The sequence below is a fragment of the Alkalihalobacterium sp. TH-98 genome, from assembly GCF_057473385.1.
On sequence record NZ_JBYCKM010000027.1, the window covers coordinates 25188 to 38807 of the forward strand.

Annotated in this window: 11 protein-coding genes; 10 read left to right on the forward strand and 1 reads right to left on the reverse strand. The window is 39.1% G+C overall.

The window, feature by feature from the left end; translation table 11 throughout:
- The first annotated feature begins 43 nt into the window (after window positions 1-43).
- From lepA to deoC, 10 genes are all read left to right on the forward strand, one after another.
- On the forward strand, window positions 44-1879 hold the full coding sequence (lepA, locus tag AC2VNP_RS10525) for a translation elongation factor 4 (RefSeq protein WP_486917297.1): 1836 nt from the start codon (window positions 44-46) through the stop codon (window positions 1877-1879).
- Between the two features lie 182 nt (window positions 1880-2061).
- On the forward strand, window positions 2062-3204 hold the full coding sequence (hemW, locus tag AC2VNP_RS10530; RefSeq protein WP_486917298.1) for a radical SAM family heme chaperone HemW: 1143 nt from the start codon (window positions 2062-2064) through the stop codon (window positions 3202-3204).
- 92 nt (window positions 3205-3296) lie between these two features.
- Entirely contained in the window at window positions 3297-4328 is a 1032-nt protein-coding gene (gene hrcA / locus AC2VNP_RS10535) for a heat-inducible transcriptional repressor HrcA (RefSeq protein ID WP_486917299.1), read from the forward strand.
- Window positions 4329-4427: 99 nt separating this feature from the next.
- Window positions 4428-4997, forward strand: coding sequence for a nucleotide exchange factor GrpE (gene grpE / locus AC2VNP_RS10540; RefSeq protein WP_486917300.1), 570 nt, complete (start codon window positions 4428-4430; stop codon window positions 4995-4997).
- Between the two features lie 63 nt (window positions 4998-5060).
- Window positions 5061-6905, forward strand: coding sequence for a molecular chaperone DnaK (gene dnaK, locus AC2VNP_RS10545; protein WP_486917301.1), 1845 nt, complete (start codon window positions 5061-5063; stop codon window positions 6903-6905).
- Between the two features lie 186 nt (window positions 6906-7091).
- Window positions 7092-8204, forward strand: coding sequence for a molecular chaperone DnaJ (gene dnaJ, locus AC2VNP_RS10550; protein ID WP_486917302.1), 1113 nt, complete (start codon window positions 7092-7094; stop codon window positions 8202-8204).
- 34 nt (window positions 8205-8238) lie between these two features.
- A complete protein-coding gene (gene prmA, locus AC2VNP_RS10555) occupies window positions 8239-9177 on the forward strand; it encodes a 50S ribosomal protein L11 methyltransferase (RefSeq protein ID WP_486917303.1) in 939 nt (312 codons plus the stop codon).
- A 62-nt stretch (window positions 9178-9239) separates the two neighbouring features.
- A complete protein-coding gene (locus AC2VNP_RS10560) occupies window positions 9240-9992 on the forward strand; it encodes a 16S rRNA (uracil(1498)-N(3))-methyltransferase (protein ID WP_486917304.1) in 753 nt (250 codons plus the stop codon).
- A 5-nt stretch (window positions 9993-9997) separates the two neighbouring features.
- Window positions 9998-11344: a tRNA (N(6)-L-threonylcarbamoyladenosine(37)-C(2))-methylthiotransferase MtaB gene (mtaB, locus tag AC2VNP_RS10565; protein ID WP_486917305.1), complete on the forward strand. Its 1347-nt coding sequence runs from the start codon at window positions 9998-10000 to the stop codon at window positions 11342-11344.
- Window positions 11345-11557: 213 nt separating this feature from the next.
- Window positions 11558-12232, forward strand: a complete 675-nt coding sequence (gene deoC / locus AC2VNP_RS10570; protein ID WP_486917306.1) for a deoxyribose-phosphate aldolase — start codon at window positions 11558-11560, stop codon at window positions 12230-12232.
- 396 nt (window positions 12233-12628) lie between these two features.
- On the opposite strand, the gene AC2VNP_RS10575 is transcribed toward deoC, so the two are convergent.
- On the reverse strand, window positions 12629-13564 hold the full coding sequence (locus AC2VNP_RS10575; protein ID WP_486917307.1) for a Na/Pi symporter: 936 nt from the start codon (window positions 13562-13564) through the stop codon (window positions 12629-12631).
- Window positions 13565-13620: the final 56 nt, after the last annotated feature.

Genomic DNA, 13620 nt, shown 5'->3' on the forward strand with positions numbered 1-13620 from the left:
ATTGGTATAATCAAACTTAGTGCATATAGGAGTGATAATGACTATGAATAAAGAACAACGTTTAACGCGCAGATCGAAAATCAGAAACTTTTCGATTATTGCTCATATCGATCATGGAAAATCAACGTTAGCGGACCGAATTTTAGAGAAGACTAGTGCGTTAACGCAACGCGAAATGAAAGAACAAATTCTCGATTCAATGGATTTAGAACGTGAACGTGGAATTACAATAAAATTAAATGCTGTACAGCTTACTTATAAAGCAAGCGATGGCGAAGAGTATATTTTTCACCTAATTGATACGCCAGGACACGTCGACTTCACGTATGAAGTTTCACGAAGTTTAGCGGCGTGTGAAGGAGCTCTTCTAATCGTCGATGCAGCTCAAGGAATTGAAGCTCAAACACTTGCGAATGTTTATCTAGCTTTGGATAATGACTTAGAGATTTTACCAGTCATTAATAAGATCGACTTGCCAAGTGCTGAGCCTGAGCGAGTAAAAAAAGAAGTTGAAGATGTCATTGGTTTGGATGCTTCTGATGCTGTTCTTGCGTCTGCAAAGAATGGTATTGGTATTGAAGAAATTTTAGAGCAAGTAGTGGAAAAAGTACCGGCACCAACAGGTGATCCTGAAGCTCCATTAAAAGCGCTGATCTTTGACTCGTTATACGATTCGTATCGCGGGGTTATTGCGTATATCCGAATTATTGAAGGTACAGTTAAGCCGGGCCAGAAAGTTAAGATGATGGCAACAGGTAAAGAGTTTGAAGTCAATGAAGTTGGCGTATATACGCCGAAGCCGACTCGCCGTGACGAATTAACAGTTGGTGATGTAGGGTTCTTAACCGCTTCAATTAAAAATGTAAGTGATTGTCGTGTCGGTGATACCGTTACACTTGCAGAAAATCCAGCTGAAGCTGCGTTACCTGGTTACCGTAAAATGAACCCAATGGTTTTCTGTGGTATTTATCCAATTGATACAGCCGATTACAATGACCTGCGTGAAGCGTTGGAGCGTCTCCAATTGAATGATGCGTCTTTACAATTTGAGCCGGAAACTTCTCAAGCTTTAGGCTTTGGTTTCCGTTGTGGATTTTTAGGGTTGCTCCATATGGAGATCATTCAAGAGCGTATTGAAAGGGAATTTAATATCGACCTTATTACGACAGCGCCGAGTGTTGTTTATCACGTTTACCAAACGGATGGAGAAGTATTAGAAATTGATAATCCATCTAAAATGCCAGATCCACAAAAAATTGAACGAATTGAAGAGCCGTATGTTAAAGCTAAAGTGATGGTGCCAAATGATTATGTGGGAGCCGTCATGGAGCTTTGCCAAGGCAAGCGCGGTATATTTATTGATATGCAATATTTAGATGAGAACCGAGTTTCGATTGTTTATGACATTCCTCTATCTGAGATCGTTTATGATTTCTTCGATCAATTAAAATCAAATACAAAAGGCTATGCATCGTTTGATTATGAGTTAATTGGCTATAAGGAATCGAAGTTGGTGAAGATGGATATCTTATTAAATGCAGAAAAAGTGGATGCTTTATCGGTCATTGTTCACCGTGATTCTGCTTACGACCGTGGAAAAATTATCGTTGAGAAGTTAAAAGAACTTATTCCTCGTCAACAATTCGAAGTGCCTGTTCAAGCAAGTTTAGGGCAAAAGATTATTGCACGTTCAACGATTAAGGCGATGCGTAAAAACGTTTTAGCTAAGTGTTACGGGGGAGATATTTCTCGTAAACGTAAACTATTAGAGAAGCAAAAAGAAGGTAAAAAGCGTATGAAGAGTGTTGGTAGTGTAGAAGTGCCGCAAGAAGCATTTATGGCCGTATTGCGTATGGACGATTCTAACCCTTCAAAGTAACTGGATTTCTAATTTATAGACTAAGCAAAACCGCAGGCCTAAAAATCCTGCGGTTTTTTACCACCTAAGAAAGTTTTTTTGATTCCTAGGTGTAATTTTGATCAAGAACGACAACTAATGAATAAGAGAGATGACATTGTGTGTTCTAATATCTTTATCTTTTCATAGAAAGTAGGAAGACCATGCCGACTGCGATTTACGTTCACATTCCTTTTTGTGAACACATTTGTCATTATTGTGATTTTAACAAAGTATTTTTACAGGGACAGCCTGTCGATGAATATGTTCAAGCTCTTGATATCGAACTATCCGATGCAGCCGATAAGTATTTTACGGAACCGATTAAGACGATTTATATCGGGGGAGGAACACCGACAGCTCTATCAGCCAAGCAATTAGAGAAAGTATTCACAAGTTTACATACCCATTTCTCACTCAGAAACTCATTAAAGGAGTGGACGGTAGAAGTTAATCCAGGAGGGGTTACGGATGATCAGCTGAATGTTTTACGGGACGCTGGTGTAAATCGTCTAAGTATTGGAGTTCAGACATTTGATCCGCTCTTATTAAAGAAAATTGGCCGCACCCATCAGCCTGAAGATATTTATAAAACCATTGAGCGAGCGAGACAAAAAGGGTTTAACAACTTAACGGTGGATCTTATGTTTGGATTACCAGAACAAACTATGGAAGCATTCGACGATACTTTAAAAAAAGCTTTTTCATTAGAGATTGAACATTTTTCTGCTTACTCGTTGAAAGTGGAAGAAAAAACGGTTTTTTATAATCTTTTAAGAAAAGGAAAACTGCCCCTTCCTACAGAAGATGAAGAAGCTGTTATGTATGAACGGTTGATCGAACAAATGAACAAGCATGGATACCATCAATATGAAATTTCTAATTTTGCAAAGTCTGGTTATGAAAGTAAGCATAATATCATCTATTGGAATAATGAAGAGTATTTCGGAATTGGTGCAGGGGCCCACGGTTATATCAACGGTGTACGTTACGCCAACATAGGACCGGTACAAAAGTATATCCAATCTATAACGGAGAAGAAACAAGCAAGGTTCGCAGCTAACGAACTGAGTGAAAAAGAACGAATGGAAGAAGAAATGTTTATGGGGCTCAGGATGCTTAACGGTGTTTCAAAGCAAAAGTTCTATGAACGTTATGGAATACAGCTAACAGATATGTACCATAAGCAAATTGAACAACTAGTAGCAAGTCAATTAATTCATGTGACACCAGATCGGGTAAAATTAACAAGAAAAGGTGTTTTCTTGGCAAATGAAGTTTTTGAACAATTTTTAGTAGTAGAGTAGTGTCTAACTAGTTGACAAAAAATGACCTTTTTGATAATTTTATTTTAGATTTAGCACTCGATACATTAGAGTGCTAACAGAGGTGATTTGGGATGTTGACAGAACGACAACTTTTAATTTTGCAAGCAATAGTTGATGATTACATTCGTTCTGCAGAGCCAGTCGGTTCACGCAGCATTTCAAAACGTGAGGACGTTGAGTATAGTGCAGCGACCATTCGTAACGAAATGGCTGATTTAGAAGAACAAGGTTATATAGAAAAGCCTCATAGTTCTGCTGGACGAATACCGTCGCACAAAGGATATCGCTATTATGTGGATCACTTGTTAATGCCACATCATTTGACTGGTGAAGAAATTGAAAAAGTAGAAACTCTTTTTTCTAGTAAGAAAGAAGAAGCTGAACAAGTCATTCAACAGTCAGCAAAAATATTGTCACAAGTTACGAGTTATATTTCCATCGTACTAGGCCCTGAAATGTTTGAGGCTTCCTTAAAGCATGTACAAATTATTCCACTTTCAGACCATAAAGCGGTTTTTATTCTCGTGACCGACACAGGCCATGTTGAGAACTTTTCTATTAAAATTCCAGAGGGGATGAACCCTTCAGAAATGGAAAAAGTCGTTAATATCTTAAATGACCGTCTAAAAGGGGTACCACTCTATCGATTAAGGGAAAAACTGAATAATGAAGTTGCTAGTATTTTTAAAGAGCATCTTTACAACTATCAAGCTATCTTAGAAATGTTTCAGACAACGTTTCAAACAGATCGGAATGACAAAGTGTTCTATGGTGGGAAAACCAATTTACTCACGCAACCAGAATTTCGGGATGTAGAAAAAGTCAGACACCTGATGAACATTTTAGAAGAGGATACACTCGTTCAGCAGATTTTCCGCTCAGAGTCTTCAGGAATTCAAGTAAAAATTGGGCATGAGACAAATATGGATGCTTTAGAAAACTGCAGTATTATCACAGCATCGTATTCCATTGGTGGAAAACATATGGGGACAGTTGGAATCCTTGGGCCGACAAGGATGGAATATCGTCGAGTCATTGGACTCGTTGATTATATTTCTAAAGATTTAACGAAATTATTAACTCACTTGTATCAAAGAGGGTAGGAATGGTAATATTGACAATTAGTTGTGGGGACGTTCTCCCCACAGCTCAAAGTCATGTCATTCTAACATATGACTTTATAAATACGGGAGGTGAACAGGTTGGAACAGGAAAAAAATCAAACCGAAACAATAGTTGAAGAACAAACTACTGAAGAAGTAAATGAACAACCTGAAAGTGAAGTTGAGCAAACGGAAGTGACTGAAGAGCTTTCGGAAGAACAACAAAAGATAAATACACTAGAGCAACAAGTTGCTGATTTAAATAGTAAGTTGTTACGTGTTCATGCGGACTACGATAATTTTCGCCGTCGTACAAAAGATGAAAAAGAAGCGGCTGCAAAATATAGAGCACAAAGTCTAGTAGAAGAACTATTACCAGTACTAGATAACTTTGAGCGAGCTTTAGCGGTAGAGCCAGCTAATGAAGAAACAAAAACGTTGCTTCAAGGCATGGAAATGGTTTATCGTCAATTTCAAGATGGACTGCAAAAAGAAGGCCTAGAAGTTATTGAGTCTGTTGGACAAATGTTTGACCCACATTTACACCAAGCAGTTATGCAAGTTCAAGAAGAAGGACACGAGCCGAATACGGTCGTAGAAGAGTTTCAAAAAGGGTACAAACTGAAAGACAGAGTAATTAGACCTTCAATGGTTAAAGTGAATGGTTAATGCATCTAATACACTACATATATGAACTGAAAATTGAATTGATTTGAATGGAGGAGTTACAAAATGAGTAAGGTTATCGGTATTGACTTAGGTACAACAAACTCGTGTGTTGCTGTAATGGAAGGTGGAGAAGCGGTTGTCATTCCAAATGCAGAAGGAAATCGTACAACACCTTCAGTAGTAGCGTTCAAAGATGGTGAACGTTTAGTTGGGGAAGTAGCAAAGCGTCAAGCAATCACGAACCCAAACACTGTTATTTCAATCAAACGTTTCATGGGTACAGACCACAAGGAAGAAATTGAAGGTAAACAATTTAGTCCTCAAGAACTCTCAGCGATCATCCTGCAAAAATTAAAATCAGACGCTGAAAGCTATCTTGGTGAGACTGTAACAAAAGCAGTAATTACAGTCCCAGCTTACTTCAATGACGCTCAACGTCAAGCGACGAAAGACGCTGGTAAGATTGCTGGTCTAGAAGTTGACCGTATTGTAAACGAGCCGACAGCAGCAGCACTTGCTTACGGGCTTGAAAAAGAAGAAGATCAAACGATCCTAGTATATGACCTTGGTGGAGGAACATTTGACGTTTCTATCCTTGAGCTAGGTGATGGTTTCTTTGAAGTTAAAGCTACTTCTGGTGACAACAAACTTGGTGGAGATGACTTTGACCAAGTAATCATTGATCATCTAGTAGAGCAATTCAAAAAAGACAATGGCATTGATCTTTCTCAAGATAAGATGGCAATGCAACGTTTAAAAGACGCAGCTGAAAAAGCGAAAAAAGACCTTTCAGGTGTAACACAAACACAAATTTCGTTACCATTTATTACAGCTGATGCGACAGGTCCTAAGCACTTAGAGCTAAGCTTAAGCCGTGCTAAATTTGAAGAGTTATCTGCTGACTTAGTAGAACGCACATTAGGTCCGACTCGTCGTGCGCTTCAAGATTCAGGTCTTTCTGCAAGTGAAATTGACCGTGTTGTACTTGTAGGTGGTTCAACTCGTATCCCTGCAGTACAAGAAGCAATTAAAAAGCTTACAGGAAAAGACCCTCATAAAGGTGTAAACCCTGATGAAGTAGTTGCTCTTGGTGCAGCAGTTCAAGCTGGTGTATTAACAGGAGACGTTAAAGATGTTGTTTTACTTGACGTAACACCTTTATCACTAGGTATTGAAACAATGGGCGGCGTATTTACTAAACTAATTGACCGTAACACAACGATCCCAACAAGTAAGTCACAAACGTTCTCAACGGCAGCTGATAACCAAACAGCAGTTGATATCCATGTTCTTCAAGGGGAGCGTGAGATGGCTGCGTACAATAAAACATTAGGGCGTTTCCAATTAACAGACATTCCTCCAGCTCCACGTGGTGTTCCGCAAATCGAAGTATCATTTGACATCGATGCAAACGGAATTGTAAACGTAAGAGCGAAGGACTTAGGTACAAATAAAGAGCAATCAATCACGATCACTTCTTCTTCTGGTTTATCAGATGATGAAATCGAAAAAATGGTAAAAGAAGCTGAAGCGAACGCTGAGGAAGATAAGAAGCGCCGTGAAGAAGCTGAACTTCGCAACGAAGCAGATCACTTAGTATTTACGACTGAGAAAACATTAAAAGACCTTGGAGATAAAGTAGAACAAGCTGAAATTGATAAAGCAAACGAAGCAAAAGATAAAGTGAAAACAGCTTTAGAAGGAACTGATCTTGACGCAATCCGTACTGCAAAAGATGAGCTTCAAGAAGTAGTTCAACAGCTTTCTACTAAGCTTTATGAGCAAGCAGCTCAAGCAGCACAACAAGCACAAGGTGAAGCAGGTGCCGAAGGTGCTGGTGCACAACAAGCTGACGAAAATGTTTTTGATGCAGAGTATGAAGAAGTAAACGATAACGACAAGAAATAACAGTCTTTAGATACTTCTATTGAAAAAAGTCAAAGTCAGGCTTTCTTGGCTTTGGCTTTTTCATCTAATTAGGCACAGTGTCAAAATGGAGGGATAAAATATCTAGATTGGAATTTGTCTAACCTTTTTGAACGACACCTTATATGGTATGATTACTGTTATGTAAAAAAATCGGGAGTGGATAGGATGAGCAAGCGAGATTTTTATGAAGTCCTTGGAGTCGATCAGAACGCTTCAGAAGACGAAATTAAGAAAGCGTACCGAAAATTAGCACGTAAATATCATCCAGACGTCAATAAAGCCGCTGATGCGGAAGAGAAGTTTAAAGAAGTGAAGTCTGCCTATGATACGTTAAGTGACTCACAAAAAAGAGCGCACTATGATCAATTTGGCCACACAGATCCTAACCAAGGCTTCGGTGGCGGCGGAGCTGGTGATTTTGGTGGTTTTGGGGATATTTTCGATATGTTCTTTGGAGGCGGCGGTGGACGTAGAAATCCAAACGCTCCTCGTCAAGGTGCTGATTTACAATACACGATGACGATCGACTTTAAAGAAGCTGTATTTGGGAAAGAAACTGAAATTGAAATTCCTCGTGAAGAAACATGTTCAACGTGTACGGGATCGGGTGCTAAACCGGGAACAAAGCCTGAGACATGTTCTCACTGTGGAGGAAGCGGTCAATTAAACGTAGAACAAAATACGCCATTCGGTCGAATTGTTAATCGTCGTGTCTGTAACCATTGTAGTGGAACGGGTAAATTTATTAAGGAAAAGTGTTCAACTTGTCGTGGAGAGGGTACAGTAACTAAGCGTAAAAAGCTTAAAGTCCGTATCCCAGCAGGTATTGATCATGGTCAACAAATTCGTCACACAGGTCAAGGTGAAGCCGGCGCAAATGGCGGACCTCCTGGAGACTTATATATTGTATTTAATGTAAAACCACATGAGTTCTTTACTCGTTCTGGTGATGACATTTATTGTGATATGCCAATCACTTTCGTTCAAGCCGCACTTGGTGATGAAATTGAAGTGCCGACATTAGAAGGAAAAGTGAAGTTGAAAATTCCAGCAGGTACCCAAACCGGAACAAGTTTCCGCTTAAGAGGAAAAGGTGTACCGAACATTCATGGTCGTGGTCAAGGAGATCAGCATGTGAAAGTTAAAGTGATTACACCGAAAAACTTATCAGAGAAACAAAAAGATTTATTACGCGAGTTTGGTAAACTAAGCGGTACTGAAGTCGATGAACAGCATGATAACTTTTTTGCAAAAGTGAAGCGAGCTTTCAAGAGTTAATTTTTAATTAAGAATTTGGATGGAGTTGGTAGTTTTGAAATGGACAGAATTTAGTATTCATACAACACAAGAAGCAGTTGAACCAGTAAGTAATATTCTGCATGAAGCTGGAGCAAGCGGAGTAGTCATTGAAGATCCTCATGATTTAATTAAAGATTGGGGTGTCCATCTCGGCGAAATCTACCAACTCTCTCCTGATGATTATCCCGAAGAAGGAGTAATCGTCAAAGCGTATTTCCCAGTTAATAGTTTTTTAGCTGAAACAGTTGATGAAGTAAAAGAAGCGATTAATGGGCTACTTTTATATGATATTGATTTAGGTTACAACAAAGTGACCTTACATGAAGTGAAAGAAGAAGATTGGGCAACAGCTTGGAAAAAGTATTACAAACCTGTTAAAATTTCTAACTCTATTACAATCAGTCCAACATGGGAAGAATATAAACCAGTACGTGCTGATGAATGTGTCATTGAACTAGACCCTGGAATGGCGTTTGGAACAGGCACACATCCTACTACAGTCCTTTGTGTTCAAGCGATAGAGAAGTATATTCATAAAGGCGACAAAGTGATTGATGTTGGTACGGGGACTGGTGTGTTAAGTATCGCTGCCGCAAAACTTGGGGCAGGTAGAGTCATTGCCTTAGACTTAGATGAAATTGCTGTTGAAAGTGCCAAGTTAAATACGGAAATTAATAAAGTAGATGACGTCGTTGCTGTTAAACAAAACAACCTAATTGAAGGAATTGAAGGACAGTATGACGTGATTGTTGCTAATATTCTAGCCGAAATCATCGTTCGATTCGTCCAAGATGCGGCAAGGGTACTTAAACCAGGTGGAACTTTTATTACATCAGGGATTATCCAACGAAAGAAAGTAGAAGTTAAAGATGCACTTCTTTCCCATGGATTTGAAATTGAGGAAATATTAGAAATGGAAGATTGGGTAGCTATCATTGCAAAAAAGGTGTAAAATAAACACTACCGTAGTAGGGTAATACTACCTTCTCCAGTAGTAATAATTAGGTGAAAATAATGCAAAGATACTTTGTTGCAAAAGAACAAATGAATGACCATATGGTGCTCATACACGGTGAAGATGTAAAACATATTACTCGAGTCATGCGGATGACAGAAGGCGATCAGATTATTTGCAGTAATAATTTTGATCGAGTCTGTTTATGTGAAATCGATCGTTTTGAAGAAGATCAAGTGGTCGCATTAATTGTTGAAGATCTACCGAGTGAGAGTGAGCTGCCGGTTAATATTACAATTGCTCAAGCTCTTCCAAAAGGAGATAAGCTTGATTATGTCATACAAAAAGGAACTGAGCTCGGAGCAGCTCAGTTTATTCCTGTTCAAGGTGAGCGATCCATCGTTAAATGGGATGGAAAAAAAGAAGGCAAGCGAATTGAACGTCTAAGTAAAATCGCCAAAGAAGCTGCAGAACAGTCGCATAGAAGTCGTATTCCAGCAATGGAAAGCCTTCATACACTAGAGCAATTAATAGAGCGTAAGAACGAGTTTGACCATCTGTTATTTGCTTATGAGGAAGAGGGAAAGACAGGTAATCATAAACAGTTGGCTAACGTTTTTTCGAAAGCAGAAAACGGAGACTCTTTACTATTTGTGATTGGACCAGAAGGAGGCTTTTCTGAAGCAGAAGCCGTTAAGCTTCGTGAAGCTGGATTTATTTCTACGAGTCTTGGTCCAAGGATTTTACGAGCAGAAACAGCACCTATGTATATTCTTTCAGCTGTTTCGTATTATTTTGAATTAGAGAGGTGAGATAAATGCCTACAGTTGCATTTCAAACATTAGGTTGTAAAGTAAACCACTATGAGACGGAAGCGATCTGGCAGCTATTCAAAGCGGATGGTTATGAAAAAGTAGACTTTGAAAAAACAGCCGATGTTTATGTTATAAATACATGTACGGTTACGAATACAGGAGATAAGAAAAGCCGTCAAGTGATCCGACGAGCAATACGCAAAAATCCTGATGCGGTTATTTGTGTAACGGGATGCTACGCGCAAACATCTCCAGCAGAAATTATGGCGATCCCTGGTGTTGATATCGTAGTAGGGACACAGGACCGTACAAAAATGCTAGAGTATATCGAGCAATATACAAAAGAACGTGAGCCGATTAATGGTGTAAGTAATATTATGAAAACACGTGTTTACGAGGAACTTGATGTTCCAGCTTTTACTGATCGTACCCGTGCTTCTCTAAAAATCCAAGAGGGCTGTAATAACTTCTGTACGTTTTGTATTATTCCTTGGGCACGTGGCTTAATGCGTTCACGTAACCCAGAAGAGGTTATTAAACAAGCGACACAGCTAGTGAACGCTGGTTATAAAGAAATCGTATTAACAGGAATTCACACAGGTGGATACGGAGAGGACTTAAAAGACTACAGTCTAGCACGTTTGCTTGAGGATTTAGAAAAAGTAGAAGGGTTAAAACGTATCCGTATTTCTTCAATTGAAGCAAGTCAAATTACGGATGAAGTGATTGATGTGATTGACCGTTCAACAAAAGTTGTCCGTCACCTTCATATTCCACTTCAATCAGGTTCGGATACGGTCCTAAAAAGAATGCGCCGTAAATATACAATGGAATTTTTCGGTGAGCGCTTAGACCGTTTAAAAGAAGTCCTTCCTGGATTAGCAGTAACATCTGATGTGATTGTCGGTTTCCCTGGAGAAACAGCAGAAGAGTTCCAAGAAACGTATGACTTTATTGCAAAACACAAGTTCTCTGAGCTTCATGTTTTTCCTTATTCTAAACGTACAGGCACGCCTGCTGCGCGTATGGAAGATCAAGTGGATGAGGATGTAAAAAATGAACGAGTTCACCGTCTAATTGAGTTGTCCAATCAATTAGCGAAGGAATATGCTTCCCAATTCGAAGGAGAAGTTTTAGAAGTCATTCCAGAAGAAATGGATAAAGAATCAGCAGATAGCGGAAAGTATATCGGTTATTCAGATAACTATCTAAAAGTAAAATTCACTGCAACTGAAAGTATGATCGGGCAAATTGTTAAAGTAAAAATTAAAAAAGCCGGATATCCTTACAATGAAGGTGAATTTGTGCGTGTCTTAGAAGATCAACATCAAGCTGTCGTTACTGGATAAAGATATTAAAGAGACTAACGTTACTAGTTTAGTGTCATGTAGTAAAAATAGTTCCAAGTTTTAATGGGTATACTATATTTGCTACAGAAGCACACGCTAGAGTTAGTCTCTTTTTGTTTTCCATTAGGTTAACGATCATAGCTTGCACAATTTTAGACTCCTATGCTAGGATTAAAGAGGTACGTACAAGTAAATTGAGAGTGAGGAATACATATGAGTGAAAAAATCGCTGAAATGATCGATCATACATTACTTAAAGCAGAAGCAACAAAGGAGCAGATTATTCAACTTTGTAAAGAAGCAAAAGAATACAAATTTGCATCTGTTTGCGTAAATCCAACTTGGGTAAAAAATGCTTATGAGCAATTAAAAGATACACCAGAAGTGAAGGTGTGTACGGTTATTGGGTTTCCGCTCGGAGCTAGTGCATCTGAAGTGAAAGCTTTCGAAACGACAAAAGCGATTGAGGACGGGGCGACTGAAGTCGATATGGTCATCAACATTGGTGCCCTTAAAGATAAAAATGACCAACTCGTCGAGGCTGACATTAAGGCAGTAGTGGAAGCGGCAAAAGGTAAAGCGTTAACAAAAGTTATTATTGAAACAAGCCTACTAACAGATGAAGAAAAAATTCGTGCTTGTAAGCTGGCAGTACAAGCTGGAACGGACTTTGTGAAGACTTCAACAGGATTTTCAACAGGCGGTGCCACAGTTGAAGATATTCGTCTAATGCGCGAAACGGTCGGACCTGACATTGGTTTAAAAGCTTCAGGTGGCGTAAGAGACCGTCAAGGTGCATTAGCTATGATTGAAGCGGGTGCCACTCGAATAGGAGCGAGTGCAGGTATTGCTATTGTGAATGGTGGTCAATCACAATCGGATTACTAAAATTTTGATTAAGTCTAATCTGATTACTAGAACGAAGAGTAGTCTGCCTCAAGATGAATTGCAGAAGACAAAATTTTTGAGGACTCACAGGACCTTATTTCTTAAAAACTGACGATTTTCCGTTGTTAGCGGACTGAGGGGACCTTATCTGTGGTAATTTTTGTGCGAAAGACTGTTTATGGCTGAAATAAGGGCTTCTGAGTCCCCTAAACTGTAGAAATCACTGCTTTTGTCAAAAATAAGGGCTCTAGAGTCCGCTAATGCTAATCTTCTTCTCATTTGTAATGTAGAGGTGCTCATCAATGCCGAAGTTGATGAGCACCTCTGCTTTGTGTACCGCGTCATATTTGCTCCTGCTCCATAATTATGGAAGCTTAGTCATCCCACTTATTTTCATCAGTTCTTTCTGCCATGTACAAAAATAATAAACTTCGCATACCAATGCACAAAAGGAAGAAGCACTAGCGAAGAAATGATATTGAATATGGTACTCGCATGGGCGAGTTGTAGGCTTGGTAAGTGAGTTAAGGAACTTGCGACCTCACTTAACCATCCAATGAATGGAAAGAATAAAATAACACCTAATACATTTAACCAAATGTGTGCAAAAGCAACTAGCCTAGCGGAATGATTTGCACCAACACTAGCTAAAAATGCACTAAAGCATGTACCGATATTCGCTCCTAGCATAATCGCTATTCCAGATGTGAGCCCAAAAATTTCATCATTCATAAATCCCATCGCAATGGCAGTAGTCGCAGTACTCGATTGAATAATGGCTGAAAAGACAGTTCCTAACCCCACTCCAAATAATTCACTATTATTCGTCCAGGTAAAAAAGGAATGGGCAAATGGCAAAGATGAGATTGGAAATGCGAGACCTTCTAAACCGTGCATTGCTACAAAAATACACCCTAAACCAAACGAAATACATCCGAGAAAATACGTAATCTGGTTCTTTAAGAAGATTAAGAAAACCCCGATTAGTAATAATGGCATGATAAAGGCTGAAAGGTCAAAGGCTAACATTTCTAATGTTAGACAAGTCCCAATGTTCGTTCCAAGTATGATGCCGATGGACTGCTTAAAAGTTAGGATTCCTGCAGCGACAAGACCAACGGCCATAATCATAACGGCTGAACTACTTTGGAGTAGTGCTGTAATTCCAGCACCTAACAATAAACCTTTCCAAGGACTATCCGTCATTTTTTCTAATATATGCTTGAACCGATCCCCCGCTAAATTATGAAGACCTGCCCTCATAATTGTCATGCCAAATAGGAATAAGGCGATAAACACAATAAATAAAGTGAATAATTCTTTATGAGTCATAAAATCACCTCTATTACATCCTATGGACAAGAGGATACAAGCATGACAACTTCATG

Coding starts and splice junctions, on each gene's coding strand:
- lepA (WP_486917297.1), top strand. CDS start 44: ATGAATAAAGAACAACGTTTAACGCGCAGATCGAAAATCAGAAACTTT.
- hemW (WP_486917298.1), top strand. CDS start 2,062: ATGCCGACTGCGATTTACGTTCACATTCCTTTTTGTGAACACATTTGT.
- hrcA (WP_486917299.1), top strand. CDS start 3,297: ATGTTGACAGAACGACAACTTTTAATTTTGCAAGCAATAGTTGATGAT.
- dnaK (WP_486917301.1), top strand. CDS start 5,061: ATGAGTAAGGTTATCGGTATTGACTTAGGTACAACAAACTCGTGTGTT.
- dnaJ (WP_486917302.1), top strand. CDS start 7,092: ATGAGCAAGCGAGATTTTTATGAAGTCCTTGGAGTCGATCAGAACGCT.
- AC2VNP_RS10560 (WP_486917304.1), top strand. CDS start 9,240: ATGCAAAGATACTTTGTTGCAAAAGAACAAATGAATGACCATATGGTG.
- mtaB (WP_486917305.1), top strand. CDS start 9,998: ATGCCTACAGTTGCATTTCAAACATTAGGTTGTAAAGTAAACCACTAT.
- deoC (WP_486917306.1), top strand. CDS start 11,558: ATGAGTGAAAAAATCGCTGAAATGATCGATCATACATTACTTAAAGCA.
- AC2VNP_RS10575 (WP_486917307.1), bottom strand. CDS start 13,564: ATGACTCATAAAGAATTATTCACTTTATTTATTGTGTTTATCGCCTTA.